This window comes from Methylobacillus glycogenes JCM 2850 (assembly GCF_000617925.1).
GTDB classification, from domain to species: Bacteria; Pseudomonadota; Gammaproteobacteria; order Burkholderiales; family Methylophilaceae; genus Methylobacillus; species Methylobacillus glycogenes.
The window spans coordinates 60,958-81,082 of sequence record NZ_BAMT01000008.1; the positions used below are offsets into that span (position 1 = coordinate 60,958).

17 protein-coding genes and 2 pseudogenes are annotated in these 20,125 nt (G+C 55.1%); 12 read left to right on the forward strand and 7 right to left on the reverse strand.

What is annotated here, in order from left to right; all coding sequences use genetic code 11:
• The first annotated feature begins 117 nt into the window (after window positions 1-117).
• Window positions 118-504 (forward strand): VOC family protein, encoded by a 387-nt coding sequence (locus JCM2850_RS11430; RefSeq protein WP_025871970.1) that lies wholly within the window; start codon window positions 118-120, stop codon window positions 502-504.
• An 86-nt stretch (window positions 505-590) separates the two neighbouring features.
• On the opposite strand, the gene JCM2850_RS11435 is transcribed toward JCM2850_RS11430, so the two are convergent.
• Entirely contained in the window at window positions 591-1,991 is a 1,401-nt protein-coding gene (locus tag JCM2850_RS11435) for a DUF2130 domain-containing protein (protein ID WP_025871972.1), read from the reverse strand.
• 185 nt (window positions 1,992-2,176) lie between these two features.
• Here JCM2850_RS11435 and kdpF point away from each other — a divergent pair, with 185 nt between their 5' ends.
• The 8 genes and pseudogenes from kdpF (at window position 2,177) to kdpE (ending at window position 10,970) form a co-directional block, all read left to right on the forward strand.
• Window positions 2,177-2,266: a K(+)-transporting ATPase subunit F gene (gene kdpF / locus JCM2850_RS21085; protein WP_081775043.1), complete on the forward strand. Its 90-nt coding sequence runs from the start codon at window positions 2,177-2,179 to the stop codon at window positions 2,264-2,266.
• Window positions 2,266-4,052, forward strand: a pseudogene (gene kdpA, locus JCM2850_RS18835) (potassium-transporting ATPase subunit KdpA); the annotation flags it as partial. The gene kdpF and the pseudogene kdpA, both read left to right, overlap by 1 nt.
• Window positions 4,053-4,168: 116 nt before the next feature.
• Complete coding sequence (gene kdpB, locus JCM2850_RS11450; protein WP_025871974.1) at window positions 4,169-6,238, forward strand: potassium-transporting ATPase subunit KdpB; 2,070 nt, start codon at window positions 4,169-4,171, stop codon at window positions 6,236-6,238.
• Window positions 6,239-6,275: 37 nt separating this feature from the next.
• Window positions 6,276-6,887 carry a potassium-transporting ATPase subunit KdpC gene (kdpC, locus tag JCM2850_RS11455; protein ID WP_025871976.1) on the forward strand — a complete coding sequence of 204 codons (612 nt, stop codon included), beginning with the start codon at window positions 6,276-6,278 and terminating at the stop codon, window positions 6,885-6,887.
• A 61-nt stretch (window positions 6,888-6,948) separates the two neighbouring features.
• Window positions 6,949-7,461 carry a hypothetical protein gene (locus JCM2850_RS11460; RefSeq protein WP_148301255.1) on the forward strand — a complete coding sequence of 171 codons (513 nt, stop codon included), beginning with the start codon at window positions 6,949-6,951 and terminating at the stop codon, window positions 7,459-7,461.
• Between the two features lies 1 nt (window position 7,462).
• The gene (locus tag JCM2850_RS18840) at window positions 7,463-9,943 is read left to right on the forward strand and encodes a DUF4118 domain-containing protein (RefSeq protein WP_051525387.1); all 2,481 of its coding nucleotides are present in this window, start codon (window positions 7,463-7,465) and stop codon (window positions 9,941-9,943) included.
• A 17-nt stretch (window positions 9,944-9,960) separates the two neighbouring features.
• Window positions 9,961-10,266: a sensor histidine kinase gene (locus JCM2850_RS22875; protein ID WP_305079981.1), complete on the forward strand. Its 306-nt coding sequence runs from the start codon at window positions 9,961-9,963 to the stop codon at window positions 10,264-10,266.
• Window positions 10,263-10,970 carry a two-component system response regulator KdpE gene (gene kdpE / locus JCM2850_RS11470; RefSeq protein WP_025871981.1) on the forward strand — a complete coding sequence of 236 codons (708 nt, stop codon included), beginning with the start codon at window positions 10,263-10,265 and terminating at the stop codon, window positions 10,968-10,970. Before JCM2850_RS22875 ends, kdpE begins: the two co-directional genes overlap by 4 nt.
• 52 nt (window positions 10,971-11,022) lie before the next feature.
• Here the strand turns inward: kdpE and JCM2850_RS11475 are convergent, their stop codons facing one another.
• From JCM2850_RS11475 to JCM2850_RS11495, 5 genes are all read right to left on the reverse strand, one after another.
• Complete coding sequence (locus tag JCM2850_RS11475; protein WP_234406229.1) at window positions 11,023-12,093, reverse strand: porin; 1,071 nt, start codon at window positions 12,091-12,093, stop codon at window positions 11,023-11,025.
• A 264-nt stretch (window positions 12,094-12,357) separates the two neighbouring features.
• A complete protein-coding gene (locus tag JCM2850_RS23620; RefSeq protein WP_081775044.1) occupies window positions 12,358-13,917 on the reverse strand; it encodes a methyl-accepting chemotaxis protein in 1,560 nt (519 codons plus the stop codon).
• Window positions 13,918-14,274: 357 nt separating this feature from the next.
• A complete protein-coding gene (gene yghU, locus JCM2850_RS11485; RefSeq protein WP_025871984.1) occupies window positions 14,275-15,120 on the reverse strand; it encodes a glutathione-dependent disulfide-bond oxidoreductase in 846 nt (281 codons plus the stop codon).
• Between the two features lie 171 nt (window positions 15,121-15,291).
• A complete protein-coding gene (locus JCM2850_RS11490) occupies window positions 15,292-15,666 on the reverse strand; it encodes a DsrE family protein (RefSeq protein WP_025871986.1) in 375 nt (124 codons plus the stop codon).
• A 146-nt stretch (window positions 15,667-15,812) separates the two neighbouring features.
• A complete protein-coding gene (locus JCM2850_RS11495; protein ID WP_369384884.1) occupies window positions 15,813-16,787 on the reverse strand; it encodes a LysR family transcriptional regulator in 975 nt (324 codons plus the stop codon).
• An 83-nt stretch (window positions 16,788-16,870) separates the two neighbouring features.
• On the opposite strand from JCM2850_RS11495, the gene JCM2850_RS11500 reads away from it, so the two are divergent.
• Complete coding sequence (locus tag JCM2850_RS11500; RefSeq protein ID WP_025871990.1) at window positions 16,871-17,803, forward strand: PNPOx family protein; 933 nt, start codon at window positions 16,871-16,873, stop codon at window positions 17,801-17,803.
• A gap of 132 nt (window positions 17,804-17,935) precedes the next feature.
• Entirely contained in the window at window positions 17,936-18,340 is a 405-nt protein-coding gene (locus JCM2850_RS11505; protein ID WP_025871992.1) for a hypothetical protein, read from the forward strand.
• 45 nt (window positions 18,341-18,385) lie between these two features.
• Here JCM2850_RS11505 and JCM2850_RS11510 read toward each other — a convergent pair whose 3' ends face one another.
• Window positions 18,386-19,267 carry a LysR family transcriptional regulator gene (locus JCM2850_RS11510; protein ID WP_025871994.1) on the reverse strand — a complete coding sequence of 294 codons (882 nt, stop codon included), beginning with the start codon at window positions 19,265-19,267 and terminating at the stop codon, window positions 18,386-18,388.
• A 196-nt stretch (window positions 19,268-19,463) separates the two neighbouring features.
• On the opposite strand from JCM2850_RS11510, the pseudogene JCM2850_RS18850 reads away from it, so the two are divergent.
• Window positions 19,464-20,122 (forward strand): annotated as a pseudogene (locus tag JCM2850_RS18850) (SDR family NAD(P)-dependent oxidoreductase).
• Window positions 20,123-20,125 lie beyond the last annotated feature (3 nt).

Below are 20,125 nucleotides of genomic sequence, written 5' to 3' on the forward strand. Positions count from 1 at the left end.
ATCTTTAGTGCTAATAAGCTAATACTGCTGGGCTTGATGGGGGCCAGCAGGCAGGCTAGGATTAAGCAATACGCTGCAAAAACTTGCTGAATCTTAATCGCTCAAGCCCCAAATCCTATGCATATTCTAGACCTGGACCATCTGGTATTAACGGTGAAAAACCTTGATGCAACAATCAGGTTTTACACCACAGTATTGGGCATGGAAGCCGTCACTTTCGGTGACAACCGCCATGCCCTGGTGTTTGGCGATAAAAAGATCAATCTGCACCCGCTCAAATCTGATATTCAGCCGCGCGCGCATGCGCCTAAAGCCGGGTCTGCCGATTTGTGCTTTCGGCTGGCCACACCGATTGAAGAGGTCATTGCCGAGTTGCAGCAACACGGCATTACTATCGAATCAGGCCCGGTGCGCAGAACCGGGGCTTATTCCGCCTTGATTTCGGTATATCTGCGCGACCCTGATCAAAACCTGATTGAGCTTTCCAACGTGATTACTATGTGATTCACATCATGTGATTCAAATCATGTAATTCACATCTTGTAGCGACCAGAATTAGTCCACAGCATAAGCAGGACGATTAACCCTACTTACTCTGCCTCCCCCTTATCCAGCGCTGCAAACTTGGCGGCCATGGTGGGGTTGTTTTTGGTCAGGCGTTTGATGGTCACGTCCTGGGCCTTGTCATTCGCCAATCGCAAGTTTCTGTCTGTGCCCAGCAGCGCTTCCTTGGTTTTCTGCAGATGATCTATAGACTTGTCTATTTCATCAATCGCCGTCTGGAAGCGCCTAGAGGCCAGGTCATAATTGCGCGAGAACGCCGTTTTAAAGGCATCCAGCTCGGTTTCAAAATTGGTGATGTCTACACTTTGTGCTTTCACCAGCGCCAGCTCGTTTTTGTATTGCAGTGAGTTCATGGCGGCGTTGCGCAGCAGGGTGATGATGGGAATAAAGAACTGCGGCCTGACAACATACATTTTTGGGTAGCGATGGAACACATCCACAATGCCTGAATTGTAGAGTTCACTTTCCGGCTCCAGCAGAGACACCAGAATGGCGTACTCGCAGCCCTTTTCTATGCGGTCTTTATCCAGCTCCTTGAGAAAATCTTCATTCTTGTTTTTGCTGGCGGTTTTATCGCTCTCGTTTTTCATTTCAAACATGATAGAGACAATTTCAGTGCCCGCTTCATCCACATCCCTGAAGATAAAATCGCCCTTGCTGCCGCTACGCGCGTCGTTGTCTTTCTCAAAATAAGCGCGGGGGAAGGCGGTTGAGCGTATGCGATTGAATTCAATCTCGCAATGCTGCTCCAGGGTCTCGCCCACCATCTTGGTCGAGAGTTTGGCTTTCAGGTCCTTGAGCCGCTCAATGGCATCATCTCTATCCCTGATCTGGGTTTCATATTTATCCTTGAGCGCTCTTTCAGCAAGCTGCTTTTCTAGCTCGGCGCGGTTGAGGCCGCTCTTGAGCTCGTCGCGCTCCCTGGCCACCGTGGTTACGGCTTCATTGATGGCAAGCTTGCTGGCAACCTCAGCCGATTGCAGCCTGGCCTTGAGCTCCTGAATTTCGGTATCTTTGGCCACTGCGGATTTTTGCAATTCGTTGGCCAGCCTGGCTTCCGCCAGATGCAATGCGGCCTGATTGTCTTTTCTGATCTGGGCAATTTCATTGGCCAGCACATCGCGTTCTTTTTCCACACTACTCAGCGCCTGCGCCAGTGCCAGCTTGCCTTCAACCTCGCTCGCATTCAGTGTGGCCTGCAGTTGCTGAATTTCAGCATCCTTGGCGGCGGCAATTTTTTGCAGCTCGTTGGAGACCCTGGCTTTTTCCAGTTCAACTGCGGTTTTTTTCTCCTGTTCCGCCAAGGCCAGCCTGGCTTCCAGTTGCTCATCAAAATCCTTGTTTCTCACCTGGGTCAGAATATCGGCATAGCCAGACTCGTCGATCTTGAACGCTTTGCCGCAATGCGGGCAACTGATGTCATGCATGTTGATACTCTCTCGAATTAATCTGTGACTGATCTGATAAATTTTACTGAAAATTTATCGTTTAGAAGTTTTTATACTTTTTTTACGCCGCACACCCCACTCCTTACAGCATCTTTATCTGCCCATCATTACGCTGCTCAATCAGGCACCCGCACTGGGTGCAGCTTGAATTGAGGGGTAATCAAATGAACATCTTATATGCAATCAGCGGCCTGATTGCACTTGGCCTGATGGCCTATCTGCTGTTGGCTTTATGCCAGCCGGAGCGCTTCTGATGACGGTCAATGCGCTGCTGCAGTTTGGACTTTTTATCATCGTGCTGTTGTTGCTCACCAAGCCTGTGGGGCACTACATCCACCTTGCCATGCAGGGTAAGCTGCCCTGGCTCAGCACACTAGTGCGCCCGCTTGAAAACCTCATCTACAAACTTGCAGGCATCAACCCGCAGCAAGAAAGCGGCTGGAAGCATTATGCCCTGGGCTTGCTGCTGTTCAACCTGCTAGGCTTGCTGGTGGTCTTTTTGTTACAGCAATGGCAAGCCTGGCTGCCTTTTAATCCGCAGCATTTTGCTGGCATTTCGCTGGATTCCTCTTTCAATACCGCGGTGAGTTTTGTTGCCAATACCAACTGGCAGGGCTATGCCGGTGAGTCCACCATGAGTTATCTCACGCAAATGCTGGCATTGACGGTGCAAAACTTTCTTTCAGCCGCCACAGGCATTGCCGTGGTCATTGCGTTGATTCGTGGCTTTGTGCGCCACTCGGCGCAGACCATAGGCAATTTCTGGGTAGATGTCACGCGCATTACGCTTTATATCCTGCTGCCACTATCGCTGTTGCTGGCCACGGCCTTGATGAGCCAGGGGGTAATACAGAACTTCAGCCCTTATCAATCTGTGCACACGCTAGAGACTAGCCACTACCAGCAGCCTATGCTGGATGAAAGCGGCGCCGTGATCAAGGATGCCAGCGGCAATGCGCTCACCCAGGCGGCCACCAGCATCACACAGCAAATCGCCATGGGCCAGTGGCCTCGCAGGAAGCCATCAAGTTACTCGGCACTAACGGTGGCGGCTTTTTCAATGCCAACTCCGCACACCCTTACGAAAACCCCACGCCATTGAGCAACTTCTTGCAGATGCTGGCGATTTTCCTCATCCCTGCGGCGCTGTGCTACACCTTTGGCCTGATGCTGGGTGACCGCAGGCAAGGCTGGGCGATATTTGCCGCCATGGGTATTTTGTTTGTGCTGATGGCCAGCGTGGTCATCAGCGCCGAGCAGGCGGGCACGCCCTTGCTAGCCAGTGCAGGCCTGGATCAGACTGCCTCGCCACTACAGGCAGGCGGCAATATGGAAGGCAAGGAAACCCGCTTTGGCATCGTCAATTCTGCGCTGTTTGCCACGGTGACTACGGCCGCCTCTTGCGGGGCGGTGAATGCCATGCATGACTCGCTCACGCCTATAGGCGGGCTGGTACCCATGTGGCTGATGCAGCTGGGCGAGGTGGTATTTGGCGGGGTAGGCTCTGGCCTTTACGGCATGCTGGTGTACGCGATTATTGCCGTGTTTGTGGCGGGCTTGATGATAGGCCGCACGCCTGAATACTTGGGCAAAAAAATCGAGATTCTCGAGATGAAAATGTCGGCGCTGATTCTGCTGGTGACCCCCATGCTGGTGTTGCTGGGCACCGCCGTTGCCGTGCTGCTCAGCGCAGGCGTGGCAGGCATTGCCAACCCGGGGGCGCATGGTTATAGCGAAATCCTCTATGCCTTCTCATCCGCCGCCAATAACAACGGCAGCGCCTTTGCCGGGCTATCTGCCAATACGCCGTTTTACAACACCATGCTGGCCGTGGCCATGTGGCTGGGGCGTTTTGCCATCATTATCCCGGTGCTGGCCATTGCAGGCTCACTGGCCGCCAAAAAGCGTATTGCCGCCCATGCAGGCACCCTGCCCACCCACGGCCCGCTGTTTGTCACGCTGCTGATAGGCGCTGTTGTGCTGGTGGGGGCGCTGACCTTTGTGCCTGCATTGGCGCTGGGGCCAGTTGTTGAACATATAACTGCTCAACAAGTTGATACCGAGCACGTAACTGCGCAACAAGTTGATACCAGGCAAGTCGCTGCGCCAGCCCCCTCTACTGCCCAATAAAGCCCACCATGTTCAGGAAACCTTTTATGCAGCCTTCATCCGCATCTTCATCGCTAGGGTCGCGCTTTATCCTGCGTGCCCTGGTGCAGTCTTTGTTAAAACTCTCGCCGCGTGTGCAGTGGCGTAACCCGGTGATGTTTGTGGTGTACATAGGCAGCCTGCTCACCAGCGTGCTGCTGCTGTTGCCGCAGGCAGAGCAGAGCGCCATGCCCATAGGCTTTACCTGGGCCATTACGCTGTGGCTATGGTTTACGCTGCTGTTTGCCAATTTCTCTGAAGCCCTGGCAGAAGGCCGCAGCCAGGCCCAGGCCGCCAGCCTGAAAAACGCTAGAAAGAATATCTCAGCCAAAAAGCTGGCCTCGGCCTCGCGCCACGCTGCGCTGACATTGGTGGATAGTCTCAGCCTGCGCCGGGGTGATCTGGTGCTGGTAGAGGCGGGCGATAGCATCCCCTCCGATGGCGAAGTGATTGAAGGCATTGCCGCCGTCAATGAAGCGGCGATTACCGGGGAATCTGCCCCGGTGATTCGCGAGGCTGGCGGTGACTTCAGTGCTGTTACTGGCGGCACGCAGGTGCTGTCAGACTGGATCATCATGCGCGTCAGTGCCAATGCGGGCGAGACCTTTCTCGATCGCATGATTGCCATGGTAGAAGGTGCCAAGCGGCAAAAAACCCCCAATGAAATGGCACTCACCATTTTATTGGTGGCCCTCACCCTGATCTTTCTGCTGGTCACCGCCAGTCTGCTGCCCTTCTCCATATTCAGCGTGCAGGCTGCGGGCGCGGGCGCCCCTGTCAGCATACTGGTGCTGGTGGCGCTGCTGGTCTGTTTAATCCCCACCACCATTGCAGGCCTGCTGTCTGCCATAGGTGTTGCAGGCATGAACCGCATGATGCAGGCCAATGTGATTGCCACCTCGGGCCGGGCGGTAGAGGCGGCGGGTGATGTGGATGTCTTGCTGCTCGACAAAACTGGCACCATCACCCTGGGCAATCGTCAGGCCTCGGCTTTCTTTGCCGCTGAGGGGGTAGACCTGGCCACGCTGGCCGATGTGGCCCAGCTTTCCTCGCTGGCGGATGAAACGCCTGAGGGCCGCAGCATTGTGGTGTTTGCCAAGAATGAATACGGCTTGCGTGAGCGCAGCATGAAAAAGCTGGGTGCGGTGTTTGTGCCATTTAGCGCGCAAACGCGCATGAGCGGTATAGACATAGGCGAGCGCAAGATCCGCAAGGGTGCGGCCTCGGCCATACGTGCCTGGGTAGAATCGCAGGGCGGTGCATTCAGCGCGCAAATGGCTGCCAGCATAGATGACATTGCCAGGCGCGGCAGTACGCCGCTGGTCGTGGCCGATGATGCCAAGGTCATGGGCGTGATTGAGCTCAAGGATATCGTCAAGGGTGGCATCAAGGAGCGCTTTGCCGCGCTGCGCGAGATGGGCATCAAGACCATCATGATTACCGGGGACAATCGCCTCACCGCCGCCGCGATTGCCGCCGAGGCCGGGGTGGATGATTACCTGGCTGAAGCCACACCCGAGGCCAAGCTGGCATTGATTCGGCAGTATCAGGCCCAGGGCAGGCTGGTCGCCATGACAGGCGATGGCAGCAATGACGCCCCGGCGCTGGCCCAAGCCGATGTGGCGGTGGCCATGAACACAGGCACCCAGGCCGCCAAGGAAGCCAGCAATATGGTCGATCTGGACTCCAACCCCACCAAGCTCATCGAGATCGTCGAGATAGGCAAACAAATGCTGATGACGCGCGGCGCGCTCACCACCTTCAGCATTGCCAACGATATTGCCAAGTTCTTTGCCATTATCCCGGCGGCCTTTGTTAGCACTTACCCCCAGCTAGGCGTGCTCAATGTCATGCAGCTTTCCAGCCCCAATGCCGCCATTCTCTCTGCCGTGATTTTTAACGCCCTAGTGATTGTGGTGCTGATTCCGCTGGCGCTGGATGGCGTGACCTATAGAGCCATGGGCGCTGCTGCACTGCTGCGCCGCAATCTGCTGGTCTACGGCCTGGGCGGCATTATCGCGCCTTTTGTCGGCATCAAGCTGATCGACATGTTCCTGCAATTACTGGGACTGGTGTAAGCCATTTTCACAAGCTCAATTACCCGGAGTATCCATCATGAAAGCCTTAATACGTCCCGCACTCATTGTGTTTGCCGCCCTCACCCTGTTTACCGGGACTTTTTACCCGGCTGTGGTCTATGGCATAGGTCAGGCCTTGTTCTCGCAGCAAGCTGCAGGCTCGCTGCTTAAATCCGGCGATCACACCATAGGCTCCAGCCTGATAGGGCAACACTTCAGCAGCCCGGGCTATTTCTGGGGCAGACCTTCTGCCACCAGCCCCATGCCTTATAACGCCGCCGCCTCATCTGGCTCCAACCTTGGCCCGCTCAACCCGGCACTGGCCGAGGCGATCGCCAGCCGCAAAGCCGCCTTGCTGGCGCTAGACCCAGGCAACACCCTGCCTATCCCGGTAGATCTGGTCACAGCCTCCGCCAGCGGGCTGGACCCGGAAATCAGCCCGGCGGCGGCGCTGTATCAGGTGGATAGAGTGGCGCAAGCCAGGGGCTTGAAAGAAACCCAGCTCTTGGCGCTGATACAAAGCCATACCCAGGGCCGCCAGTGGGGCTTGCTGGGTGAGCCACGCGTCAATGTGCTGGCCTTGAATCTGGCACTGGATCAATTGGCGGCCCAGCCAGCAATGCCCAGCAGAGATGGCATTGAGCAATAGGTCTGGAGAGTTGCCATGAATTCCCCTTTCTTGTGTGCACCCTCCTTGTGTGCACCCCCCCTTGTGTACGCTAGCGTTGACCCAAAGCACACCGATTTTGATGCAGATGGTGATAGAGCAAGCGCATTTGACCATGCTGCGGCAGGCAATCCGACAGCGTTGCAGAATGGAGATTGAGATACTGCTGCTCAAGCCCTGCCTGGCTGGCAGGCTGAAGATAGGCTTTCTGGTCAGCCAGCACTTGATAGATACTGTGATGGATACCATTATGCAAACACTGCCCGCCGCGCAATTTGGGCGTTACCATGAGGTTTCTGACCATGTACCCGCCCATGTACTCACCAAGCTTGAACAAGAACTTGCACAAGAATACTCACAGGCATATTCACCTAATGACCCATCCACCATGCAACATGCGCACACTTGCCCGGTGTGCCAGCGGCTGCATCAGGTAAATGCCGCCATGCATGCGCTCAGCTATGGCAAGCCTTACACCTGTAGCCTAGCCTGCGAATTGAAACGCAGGCAGCACTGGTGGCATTTCAGCCCGGCCCCAGCATGGAATAAGCGCTGAGATGCACACACCACGCCCAGACCCCGACAAGTTGCTGGAGCAAATCCAGCGCGAGGAAAGCCACGGCAAGCTCAAGCTGTTTTTTGGTGCCTGTGCCGGGGTAGGTAAAACCTTTGCCATGCTCAATGCCGCCCAGGCGCAACAACAGCAAGGCAGGCATGTGGTGATAGGAGTGGTGGAAACCCATGGCCGTGCCGAGACCCAGGCACAACTGGGCGATTTGCCACAACTGGCGCTGAGAGAAGTGGATTACAGAAAGCGCAAGCTGCGCGAGTTTGATCTGGATGCCGCGCTGGCGCTGAAGCCAGACCTGATTCTGATTGATGAACTGGCGCATTCCAATGTTGAAGGCTCACGCCACCGCAAGCGCTGGCAGGATGTGGAAGAGCTGCTGCAGGCGGGCATAGATGTTTATTCCACGCTCAATGTGCAGCATCTGGAAAGCCTCAATGATGTGGTGGGGCAGATTACCGGCATACGCGTGGCCGAGCTGGTGCCGGATAAAGTCTTTGATCAGGCGGATGAAGTGATACTGGTAGACCTGCCCGCTGAAGACCTGTTGCAGCGCATGAAAGAAGGCAAGGTTTACCTGGCGCCGCAAGCGGAAAAAGCCAAGGCCAATTTCTTTCGCAAGGGTAATCTGATTGCGCTGCGCGAGCTGGCTTTGCGCAGAACCGCAGACCGCGTGGATGAACAGATGCGCGCCTATCGCTCGGGCGCTGCCATCGCGCAGATCTGGCAGGCCAATGAAAGAATACTGCTGGGTGTAGATGCCCAGGATCAGGACAACGCGCTGATACATGCCGCCGCGCGCTTTGCCAATCTGACCAAGGCAGAATGGACTGCGGTTTATGTAGAAACCCCCAAACTGCAAAAGCGGGGTGCAGCGCATCAAGAAAACATCGCGCAGAAATTCAATCTGGTGCAGTCCTTGGGTGGCGGCAGCATTACCCTGCATGGCGATGATGTCAGCGCGGTGCTGCTGGAATACGCGCAAAGCCGCAATATCTCGCGCATTGTCGTGGGCAGGCGCTCAGGATCAAGTTCAAGCTATAGGCGCTGGCTGCGGCCAGGCGTGTGTGAGCGTCTGCTGCAAAATACGGCCAATATTGATATTCACGTGATTCCACGTGTCACCCAGCCTGTCACTCCCAGCAAACCTGCTGCCATGCGCATGGCGGGTGAAGCCCATTTCTCCAGACTCAAGCGCAAGGGCTATCTGTGGGCGATTGCCATCAGTGGCCTCACCTCGCTGGCGGCGGGGGCGGTGTTCAATTACTTTGAGCTTTCCAACATCATCATGCTCTATCTGCTGGGGGTGATGCTGATTGCCAACCGTTATGGGCGCGGGCCTGGCATTGCCGCCTCACTGCTCAGCGTGGTGTGTTTCGACTTTTTCTTTGTCCAGCCTGCATGGTCATTCTCGGTCTCGGATACGCAATTTCTGCTGACCTTTGCCATCATGCTCAGCGCCGCCCTGGTCATCAGCAACCTCACAGCCAGCCTCAAGCGGCAGGCCATGATTGCCAATCTGCGAGAACGCCGCAGCCAGGCCTTGTACGAAATGGGCAAGGAGCTGGCCGCCGCCATGACCATCACCCATATTGCCGAAGTCAGTATTCACCATCTTTCCGGTTTGTTTGGTGCCAAGATTGCCATTCTGGTGGCAGATATGGACGACAAGCTGCATGGCTCAGATGCTGTGGACTATCAGGTACATGGCAGGCAGATGGAAGGCCAGCTCAAGGCCTTTGATATTGCCATTGCGCAATGGACTTACGACCATCAGGAGCAGGCTGGCCTGGGCACTCAGACCCTGCCCTCCAGCACCGTGCTTTATGTGCCGCTCAAGGCCCCCATGCGTACGCGCGGTGTGCTGGCCATTGCACCTCTGGCATCAGATAGCCGCTTTGATATAGAACAAAGACAATTGCTGGATACCTTTGCCGCGCAGATAGGCCTGGCGCTGGAGCGCAAGCATTATGTAGAAGTGGCCAGGGATGCGCTGATTTCCATGGAATCGGAGCGCCTGCGCAATTCCCTGCTCAGTGCCATTTCGCATGATCTGCGCACGCCGATTGCGGTGCAGCTCAGCATAATCGAGCGCCTGAAACAACAGATGCCCTCCACCCAAGACAACACGCTACTGGAAGACCTGGCCAGCCAGACTTTCCATATGAATCAGCTGGTGATCAACTTGCTGGATATGGCCAGGCTGCAAGCGGGCAATGTCACGCTTAATCGGCAATGGCAATCGCTGGAAGAAGTAGTAGGCAGTGCCTTGCGCGCCATGCAACCCGCCACCCAGCACCACCAGCTCAGCACGCATATTCCGCCTGATTTGCCATTGATACGTTATGACGCCTTGCTGCTGGAGCGTGTGCTCTGCAACCTGCTGGACAATGCCATCAAATACTCCAGGCCTGCTAGCAGGATACATCTGGCGGCCAGCTGCAAGGTGCAGAAATCTGGGTATCGCTGAGCGATCAGGGCCAGGGTATTCCGCTCGAAAACCAGCAGCGCCTGTTTGAGAAATTCAACCGTGGCGATAAGGAATCAGACAAACCCGGCGTAGGGCTGGGATTATCCATCTGCAAGAACATTATTCAGGCCCACCATGGCAAAATCTGGATTGCACAACCTGACGCAGAGATTGGCATAGAGATTGGCCCAGAGATTGACAAACCCAAGCTAGACCGAGCCAAGACAGACCAAGATGACATGAGTCAGGCTGGTTTCAGCACGGTCATCACCTTCTCTCTACCCGTAGATCAGGCTCCCTCAATGAAAGACCTAGCCCCATGAGCAAGCTGGAACCCGCGATCAATATTCTGGTGGTGGAAGATGAAGCGCAAATCCGCAAATTTCTGCTGTTGGCGATAGAGGCCGAGGGCATGCATGCCTTTCCCGCAGAAACCGGGGCGCGTGGCCTGATAGAAGCGGCCACCCGCCAGCCGGATATCATCATCATGGATCTGGGCCTGCCAGATATGGATGGCGTGGAGGTGATACGCCAGATACGCGCCTGGAGTCAGGTGCCCATCATTGTGCTTTCTGCGCGTACGCAAGAGCACGAGAAAATTGCAGCGCTGGATGCAGGCGCAGACGATTACCTGAGCAAGCCGTTTGGTGCCGGGGAATTGATGGCGCGTATCCGCGCCCAGTTGAGACGCCGCGCCACCAGCGCCGCCAGCAGCGATAGCGTGATCAGGTTTGGCAATATCCAGGTTGACCTGGGTAAACGGCTGATACACAAGGCGGAAGCGCAGGTGCAGCTCACCCCTACCGAATACCGCCTGTTGACGGTGCTGCTGCGTGAAGCCAACCGGGTGGTGACGCAGCGCCAGTTATTGAAAGAGGTGTGGGGGCCAAATGCCGTAGAAAGCAGCCATTATCTGCGTATCTATATGGGCCATCTGCGCAACAAACTGGAAGACAACCCCACCATGCCGCAGCACTTTATTACCGAACTGGGTGTGGGGTATCGTCTGCTGATTAATCCAGACTAGGCTGTAGTTGCAGGCAGGTGCTGAATTGATGCAACTGCCTGCAATTGTTTCATCAGAACGTCAGCGACAGCGAGGTCATCACCATCAGATTGCTGTCGGACAGCCCGCTCTGGCCTTGCTCAAATATTTTATCGCGGCTTTGCAACTGCTTGATTTCAGCACGCCAGAGCACAGCCGGGCTGAATCTGTAATCCATATTCAGCGAGTAGCCAGCGGTTCTGAAACCATGCGGTGTAGTGCTGCTGATAATCACGCCATCCTTGTCCTGGTAATACTCCACACGTGCCGCCAGGCTCAGCTCTTCACTCCACTGATAGCGCACAATCGCCGTGGGTGAAAACCACAGGCTGTATTGCTCGCTGCCACGGAATTTTTGCTCAGCGCCTATATCCAGCGCCGTGATCAGCCCCCAGCGTTCATTCAGCTTGAACTGTGCATAGAGGTTATGGAAATAGCGCATCTGCCTGTCGTGGTCAGATTTGTCATTGCCTATAAATGAGCTGCTGTTGATGGTGACCCTGTCATTGGGTTTGTAAGTGAGCTGATGGCCAAAGGCTGGCGTGGTGTTGTTTTCAGGGCGCTGTATGCGCTGCCAGCCGTTCAGCAGCAAGCCGCTCAACATCCATTTGCCATCAGGCGTGGTGTAAGACAGCTTGACCCCGGTTTCAAAATACGGCGAGTTATCCGCCATCATGCTGCGCGTCAACGTCCAGTTTTCACTACCTATCGCGCTTTCATGGCCAATATGCGAGGGCATCACCCCGGCATCCAGCCATAGCTCATGCTGCTCGGATAATTTAATGCCTAGGTTGGCCTCATAGAGGTGCTGCAGGGTATTGGGCTCGGCCGCATAATTGGCCTGCATGTAAGTGCCAGAGGCCAGGGCAAGATTGGCCCTGAACCGCGGCTGCCTGAAGCTGGTTTTGATCAGGGCCAAATTAATCTGTGGGTCACCCGTGCGGTTGTGGCTATAGGTGAAACCCGGCCGCTTGTTGCTGGCAGGGTGATTATCATCGTAGGCAAGATAGCCTTCCAGATAGGCGTTGATGGCCAAGCCTGAATCGCCTATTTCCACAGCCTGGGCAATGTTGGGAGTCAAGGCCAGGGCGGGAGCGACAGTCAAGGTTAATGCAATAAGAGCAGGTGTTTTCATGGTGATGAACGATCAAAGTTGAGAAGGCAGGCTTTCTGGTGACGACTCTGCATACATCCCAGAATGACTGCCCGGCCATGATCGTGTAAGCAAGGTAAATATGGCGTTTAAGTGCGGCAGGATAGTATAAAAATGGCGCAAACGTCTGTAAAAAAGCCCATGCCTGGCAGACATGGGTTTGAGTATCAGCGGCATTGGCGATTACGCCAGCAGCGCTAGATACATGTTGGCAGCTTAAGCGGCGCGTCTATCCAGCCTGAATACACTCACCGCCTGCTTCAGCCCCTGGGCTTGATCCTGCAGTGACTGTGAGGCGGCTGCGGCTTCTTCTACCAGGGCGGCATTTTGTTGCGTGACTTCATCCATCTGCATAATGGCCTGGTTCACCTGCTCTATGCCTGTGCTTTGTTCATGGCTGGCTGCGGCAATATCGCTCACCATATCCTTGACCCGCTCCACACTGTCACGGATTTCGCGCATGGTGTTACCCGCCTTCTGCACCTGATCACTGCCCTGCTGCACCTTGGAGACAGAGTCGGTAATCAGGCCCTTGATTTCCTTGGCCGCACTGGCGGCACGCTGAGCAAGCGTTCTGACCTCGGTGGCCACCACAGCAAAGCCGCGCCCCTGCTCGCCCGCACGTGCGGCTTCCACCGCTGCATTCAGCGCCAGTATATTGGTCTGGAAGGCAATGCCATCAATCACCGCAATAATGTCTGCAATGCGTTTGGAAGCATCATTGATGTCAGACATGGTGCCTATCACATCATCAATCACCCTGGAGCCTGTGCTGGCCACCGCAGAAGCCGACACCGCGAATTGATTGGCTTGGTGGGCATTGTCTGCATTCTGCTTGACGGTAGAGGTCAGCTGTTCCATGGCAGAAGCGGTTTCTTCCAGCGAGCTGGCTTGCTCTTCCGTGCGGCTGGATAAATCCAGATTGCCAGTGGCAATTTCCTGCGAGGCCGTGGCGATGGTCTCTGCGCCATGGCGCACATCGCCGACTATATGGGATAAATTCTGGTTCATCAGCTCCAGCGCTGCGAGTAATTCACCTATTTCATCTGTAGCGCTGGGTTTGACATGAGAAGTCAGATCGCCATTGGCCACGGCCTTGGCCATATCCACCGCCTGGGATAGCGGCTTGGTGATGCTGGATGACAGGCTGAGCGCCATGATAATGCCTGCCACAATAGCAATTGCACCGAGTACCAGCAGAATAATGCTGCTATTGCTGCGTACCTTCTGAATCTGATCGCCCGCCTCATTGATCAACTGGCGCTCAAACTCCGCAATCGCGTTCATGCTGTCAAAATATTCGGCGCGGCTGGGGATAAAATCCTGCTTGATTCTGGCATCAAGCACTGCGGGTTCTACACCCTGGTCACGCAAGGCAAACAATTGATCACGCACTTGCTGATAGGCCTGCTGTTTTTGCTTGGAGGCATCAAACAGTGCTTTAGCGCGGGGATGCTCCAGCATCACATCCAGCTGCCTGACGATATCCTTGTTGGCATTCGAGGTTTCCTTGATCTGCTCCTGATACATCGCCAACATGGCAGCATCCGTGCTTTTCAGCGCGGCAAAGGTTCTGATGCCGTTTTGCTTGCCATTCGATACCCATTCATTGGTCAATCTTTCCTTCACCAATTCCTGTTCTGTCATCACCTGGGCGGTGTTGCCCACATTGGCGAGCTGCAGCAGCCCCACCACAATCATGATGCCCATCAGCCCCAGAATAATGCTGAACCCTGCCAGCAAACGTGTACCGATTTTTATATTGGAGATGTTCATTACTTCCTGTCTTTTTTGTAGGGAAAACTAAGTTTCTGGCGCGGTGCAAGCGCGTGCACAAGCTAGTGCCAAGAGAGTGCATAGGCATAACTCAAACACTGCATTTATAACGTTCAGAAATACCAAAGGGAGCTTATAGCTCCCAAAGTTGTATGCATATTGTACTGGGTTTAACAAAAATGACACTTAGATTACATGTCCATTATTTGCCGATAAATTCACCATGCATTGCTCACGCCTAACCTCAGATATAACTTTTGAGCCTGACCAGGCCTAAACTGAACTGAGCGGAACTGAATGCCAATAAAAACCCGTAGCACTGGCTACGGATTTTTTATTAGTTAAAGACTGCCAGCCTCATGGCTTGATGAAGTCCTCAGCGCTGTGACGTTCCGGCAATTGCTCGGCCTCTGGCCCCCAGTTGCGGTTAACCCTCTGCCCGCGTTTCACCGCAGGTCTGCTGCCTATCTCTTCTGCCCAGCGCAGCACATTGCGATAACTTTGCGCATCAAGAAACTCTGCCGCCTGATAGACGCGGTTATTCACCAGCTCACCATACCAGGGCCAAATGGCCATATCGGCAATAGTGTAAGCCTGCCCTGCGACATAAGGCGTTTTGCCTAGCTGCTGATCCAGCACATCCAGCTGACGCTTGACCTCCATGGTGTAGCGGTTGATGGGGTATTCAAGTTTTTCCGGCGCATAGGCATAGAAATGCCCAAAACCGCCGCCCAGAAAACCCGCGCCCGCCACTTGCCAGAACAGCCAGTTGAGGCACTCGGTACGCTCTGCTGGCGCAGCAGGTATAAAGTGGCCAAACTTCTCTGCCAGATAAAGCAGGATAGAGCCAGACTCAAACACGCGCACTGGTGGTGTAGTGCTGTGATCCAGCAGCGCCGGGATTTTGGAGTTGGGATTAATCGCCACAAAGTCACTGCCAAACTGGTCACCCTCGGTGATTTTGATCAGCCAGGCATCGTATTGGGCTTGCTCCACACCTAGCGCCAGCAGTTCTTCCAGCAGGATGGTGACCTTGACGCCGTTAGGCGTGGCCAGGGAGTAAAGCTGTAGCGGATGTTGGCCTACAGGCAGGGTTTTCTCATGCGTGGCACCCGCCACGGGCCGATTGATATTGGCAAAGGCACCGCCATTGGTTTTTTCCCAAACCCAGACGCGTGGCGGGCTGTAAGGTAAATCGCTCATTACTTCTCCTGTTTGGCGGGCGCATGATATGTGCATGTGACATCTGGCATGTGACATATGTACTGTGTGCATAAAGTGGCCAGATTGCTGCAATCTGGCCACTGAGAGACCATCATCAGGCGTCAAGGTTGCTAGCAGTGCGCTACACCTGAAGTGGGCCGGGTAAAACAGCTAGAAACTAAACACGCTATAACCCTGCTGCGATAGCTGGGCAATGCTGGGCAGGCCAGAGGTGCCAGGCACGCGATTATCCGTGATCAGGCTAAAGCCATTTTTCTCTGCCTCCTCACGTGCGCCAAACACATCGGCACATCCGCAGGAAACACCTGCCACTAGCTCCTCGACAGCTTGATACAGCGGGTGCAAGGGATGATCTGCCTTGCCCACCAGCGCGGCCCAGCGTGTACCAGCTCCCTGGAAATAGATAGATACCTCGGTGCCTTGCTGCTTGAAGTCATAAGCGGCGGCTAGGCCATTGAATGCCCGGCCCAGGGCTTCATCCCCACCGTGGCTGGGATCGGAAAAAATAATGATGGCGGCTTTCATGCTGTGTCCTTTCGTTTGAATGAGCGTGAGTGAAATCAAACATCACGACTGCATTCTAGAAATTCAGCAGCGTAGGAAACATCCCTGCAATAGAAATTGATTATTTCGCCAGATGCAATAAAACCTGCCAGCCCTACTCTATTGCATCAAACCTTGAACTCAATCTGGGCGCGCAAATCGTCAACGATTTCATCTATAAAGCTGCGCACTTTGCTGGAGCCATGCTTGTCTTCACGGTGTACCACATGCACAGGCCAGGGTGCCTGCTCAAACGTCTCTAACAATAATTCCAGATTGCCGCGCTCTACTTCCTGCTTGACCTGATAGGACAACAAACGCGTGATGCCCAGCCCGCCCACGGCCGCACTCAAGGCGGCATCATTGCTGCTCACCATCAGGCGTGGCGTGATGGTGACCCTGGTCAGCGCTTCACCATCGGCAAAGCCCCATTCGGTTTTGGCCGCCGTGGTATTGGGAGAGGTGGCGCTTGAAGACATGGCGTTCGGTGCCAGTGCACTGGATGCAACAATGGCATGTGCATGCAACTCAGCCGGGGTTAAGGGGCGGCCATGCTGTTGCAGATAGGCAGGCGCTGCGCACAGCACTTGCCTGACCTGACCGACCTTGATGGCGCGCAGGCTGGAATCAGGCAAGTGGCCTATGCGTATGGCCACATCGATTTCTTCTTCCACCACATTGGTCAGCCTGTCTACAAAGTGAGCCAGTACTTGCACCTGCGGGTAACGCTGCATGTATTGCATGATGCTGGGCATGACAAACATGCGGCCAAACAGCACCGGGGCGGTAATGGTCAAGCGGCCACTGGGTGCGGCATTGATGCCAGAAGCGGCCTCATTGGCGGCTTGTATCTGCGTCAGTATCTGCTTGCAGTCAGCAAAATACTGGCTGCCTGCATCGGTGAGGCGCAGCTTGCGCGTGGTGCGCTGCATCAGGCTGATGCCCAGTTGCGTTTCCAGCGCCACTATCGCGCGCGTTACCGCAGCAGGAGAGATATCCAGCGCGCGTGATGCCGCAGCAAAACCACCCTCTTTGGCTACGGTGACAAACACCCGCATCAGATGTATATGATCGATGACTCTTGCTCCCGGCGAAATAATCAATTGCAGCCAGCACGGCTGTACCCACTCGCATTATTTCCTAGAATGCAGCCATCAACAATTGTTGAGAGCATAAGGAGATCAGCATGTCCAAAGAGCACACATTCCACGCAGGTGAAATTGCCATGCAGCAAAGAGCGGGTGAAGCCCACCGCGCCCAGCGTAATGTCAGGCTGGTGAGCGATAGCATACTCGCTGGGGCACAGCCTTTTATCGCACAACAAACCATGGTGGTGCTGGCTAGCGAGGATGCACAAGGCCGGGTGTGGTCTTCCCTGCTGTTTGGGCCTGCAGGCTTTGCACATATAGGCGCTTTAGCTATATCTGCGGCTAATGAGCACGCGGCCAATATCGTATCCCTGGAGGTGGCTGAGGCTCTGCGTGATGCCAGTGACCCGGTATGGGCAAACCTGCATCAGCACGCCACGCTGGGCATGCTGTTTATTGAACTGGCTACCCGACGCCGCTATCGCGTCAATGGTCAGGTGCAGCGTCTGGATGCTGCGGGGCTGGAGCTGCTGGTGCAGGAGGCTTACCCCAACTGCCCCAAGTTTATACAGCCACGCGCGCTGCAACAGTCCACTCACGCCGCTGCGCCACAGGCTGTGGCCACGGGCAATAGCATCAGCCCACCGCTACGCCAGATTATTAGCCAGGCCGATACCTTGTTTGTCGCCAGCCTCAATGCAGAAGCCGGGGCAGATGCCTCACATCGCGGCGGCCAGCCCGGCTTTGTACAGATCATGAATGAGCGCGTGCTGCGCATCCCGGATTACGCAGGCAATAGCCTGTTCAACACCCTGGGCAATATTGCCGTCAACCGCGCCAGCGGCATTTGCGTACCGGATTTTAACGGCCAGCAGTTACTGCAAATGACGGGAAACTCCAGGGTGTTGTGGGATCAGGAAGACCCAGAGGGTCTGACAGGAGGCAGCCATCGCTTCTGGGAATTTGAGATTGAGGAGTGGATTTTGCGCCCTATGCCGCAACAGCTAGCCTGGCAGGAGATGGAGGCCTAGCATTCAATACTTGGCGTTGAAGTCCGGGCTAACATGGCTGCAGATACACTCGGGTGATGCAGGCAACATGGAGTCGGTATAATCCTGCCTCACCCGCACATTGCCGCCTGCACCGCAGCTTAAGGACTGGATATGTTGATTGTTTACATGATGGGCATTTATCTGGCGGCCATTCTGGCCTTGTCATTGCTCACCTATTTCACCAGCTTGCGCGTGACCAAGGTCAGGCAGACTTTCAAGCACCTGGCGCTGGCCAATGCCTTTGGCTTGATGGCCAGCGTGGTAGTGGGCTCAGCCTTGAATGTGGCCGAGCAGTATGTGCCCGCATCGTGGCAGTTTGCCGTTTACAAGCCGCTGCTGACCTTGGCGCTTTCCATCCTGATTTATGGCAAGAGTTATTCTAGGCAGTTGCGAGACAGCAAGGGGGAGCTTATTCCGCCCAAACTGGGCTATCTGATTGCCGGGGCCAATTTTTCCATCATCCTGCTCATAGGCCTCACATTGGTGTATACGGTGTCATATTTCAAACTGAGTTAAGTCTAGCCTGCAAAGCGCTTAGCGGGCATTGCGCCATCTACCTCGTCAGGCCAGCCGCTGCGCCAGATACTCCACAAAGGCAGTCAACCTGGGCGGGGGTTGCCGCTCCTTGGCATACACCGCATGCACTGGTCTGGGGGCGGGCTTGAAATCCTGCAACACTTCCTGCAACAAGCCTTGTTGCAAATCCTGCTCCAGCAGGATTTTGGGCATCAGTATCAGGCCCAGGCCTTTGATTGCCGCCACGCGCAGGGCTTGCGCATTATTGGAATCAAAGCGTGAGCCATCCGCCATTTTGCTACTCAGGTGCTGGCCCAGCAGTTTCCAGCCGCCATCATGCTTCCAGTTGGTAAAGCTCAGGCATTGATGGTGTTTGAGATCATCGGGCTTGAGCGGTGTGCCCTGCTGTTGCAGATAGGCAGGTGCTGCGCACACCACCAGCTCAAACAGCGAGAGCGGCTTGGCGATATAGCTGGAATCATCTAGCGCGCCTATGCGTATTGCCACATCCACGCCTTCATCAATCAGGTCAACAAAGCGATCCGTCAATGACAGCGCCACATTGACCTCGGGGTATTCCAGCAAATAATCCGCCACCAAGGGCGCCAAGCGCATGGTGCCAAACCAGATGGGCGCACTGATGGTGAGCAAGCCCTTGGGCTTGCCACGCATGATTTCTGCCCCGGCTTCAGCCTGCGCAATTTGCGACAGTATCTCTTTGCAGTTTTGATAATAACTACGGCCAATCTCTGTGAGGTGCGAGCTGCGGGTGGTGCGCTGCAACAGGGTAGACCCCAGGCGTTTTTCCAGTGCGTTGATATGCTTGCTCACCATGGCAGGCGAGAGCCGCGCCGCCTGGGCTGCGGCAGTGAAGCTGCCCAGCTCCACCACGCTGACAAACACCTGCATGCTTTCGACTCTATCCATACCACCGCCTTAATTAAACACTATTGGTAAATAATGTTTTTAATAATAGGCCATTTATCTCTTTAGGTTAACAAACCACAATGCGCTATCACTTATCGCAGCCCTAGTTGTGGCCGCTGGGACGATAGCGTCTATAAGCGCATAGATGATGGTCAAGCAAGACGCGCAATCTGCGCTAATTACACAGGAGATTTGGATGAAGACATTTTTAAGTATTGGTTCTGGCCCAGGCATAGGCTACGCCACCGCTGAACGCTTTGCGCAAGAAGGCTTTCGCATTGTGCTAAGCGCACGCTCTATAGAAAAAACCCAGGCCCTGGCCGAGAAGCTGATCAAACAAGGCCATAGCGTAGCCGTGCATAAGGTAGATGCGGCTGACCCCGCGAGTGTGGCGGCGCTAGTGGCGAGGTAGAACAGCAGTATGGCTCACTGGATGTGCTGCACTACAACGCCGCGAGCATACGCCAGGCCAGCATCGCCTCGCAACCGCGAGACACTTTCCTCAGTGATCTGGCCGTGAATATAGGCGGTGCCTTGGTCGCCACGCAAGCCGCAGCGCCTGCGCTAGCAAGAAGCGGCACAGGTGCCCTGTTGCTCACTGGTGGCGGTTTTGCCTTGTTCCCGCACCCGGATTATTTATCCATCAGCATAGGCAAGGCGGGCATACGCGCACAGGCGCTGGGCTTGTTTGAAAGCTTCAAGGAACAGAATATCCATGTCGCCACAGTCACCGTGGCCACCTTTGTAAACCCGGATTCCAAGGAAAGTACGGATATCGCGCAAGAGTTCTGGAAGCTGTACACACAGCCCAAGGAAAGCTGGACTGCGGAAGTGACCTACCCAGCCAGCGCTTAAGAC

What these genes read in the sequence shown, in the direction of transcription:
- kdpB (WP_025871974.1), top strand. Translation starts at nt 4,169, where the DNA reads ATGCAGCCTTCATCCGCATCTTCATCGCTAGGGTCGCGCTTTATCCTG.
- kdpE (WP_025871981.1), top strand. Translation starts at nt 10,263, where the DNA reads ATGAGCAAGCTGGAACCCGCGATCAATATTCTGGTGGTGGAAGATGAA.
- JCM2850_RS11435 (WP_025871972.1), bottom strand. Translation starts at nt 1,991, where the DNA reads ATGCATGACATCAGTTGCCCGCATTGCGGCAAAGCGTTCAAGATCGAC.
- JCM2850_RS18840 (WP_051525387.1), top strand. Translation starts at nt 7,463, where the DNA reads ATGCACACACCACGCCCAGACCCCGACAAGTTGCTGGAGCAAATCCAG.
- kdpF (WP_081775043.1), top strand. Translation starts at nt 2,177, where the DNA reads ATGAACATCTTATATGCAATCAGCGGCCTGATTGCACTTGGCCTGATG.
- JCM2850_RS23620 (WP_081775044.1), bottom strand. Translation starts at nt 13,917, where the DNA reads ATGAACATCTCCAATATAAAAATCGGTACACGTTTGCTGGCAGGGTTC.
- JCM2850_RS11430 (WP_025871970.1), top strand. Translation starts at nt 118, where the DNA reads ATGCATATTCTAGACCTGGACCATCTGGTATTAACGGTGAAAAACCTT.
- JCM2850_RS11510 (WP_025871994.1), bottom strand. Translation starts at nt 19,267, where the DNA reads ATGGATAGAGTCGAAAGCATGCAGGTGTTTGTCAGCGTGGTGGAGCTG.
- JCM2850_RS11490 (WP_025871986.1), bottom strand. Translation starts at nt 15,666, where the DNA reads ATGAAAGCCGCCATCATTATTTTTTCCGATCCCAGCCACGGTGGGGAT.
- JCM2850_RS11500 (WP_025871990.1), top strand. Translation starts at nt 16,871, where the DNA reads ATGTCCAAAGAGCACACATTCCACGCAGGTGAAATTGCCATGCAGCAA.
- kdpC (WP_025871976.1), top strand. Translation starts at nt 6,276, where the DNA reads ATGAAAGCCTTAATACGTCCCGCACTCATTGTGTTTGCCGCCCTCACC.
- JCM2850_RS11505 (WP_025871992.1), top strand. Translation starts at nt 17,936, where the DNA reads ATGTTGATTGTTTACATGATGGGCATTTATCTGGCGGCCATTCTGGCC.
- yghU (WP_025871984.1), bottom strand. Translation starts at nt 15,120, where the DNA reads ATGAGCGATTTACCTTACAGCCCGCCACGCGTCTGGGTTTGGGAAAAA.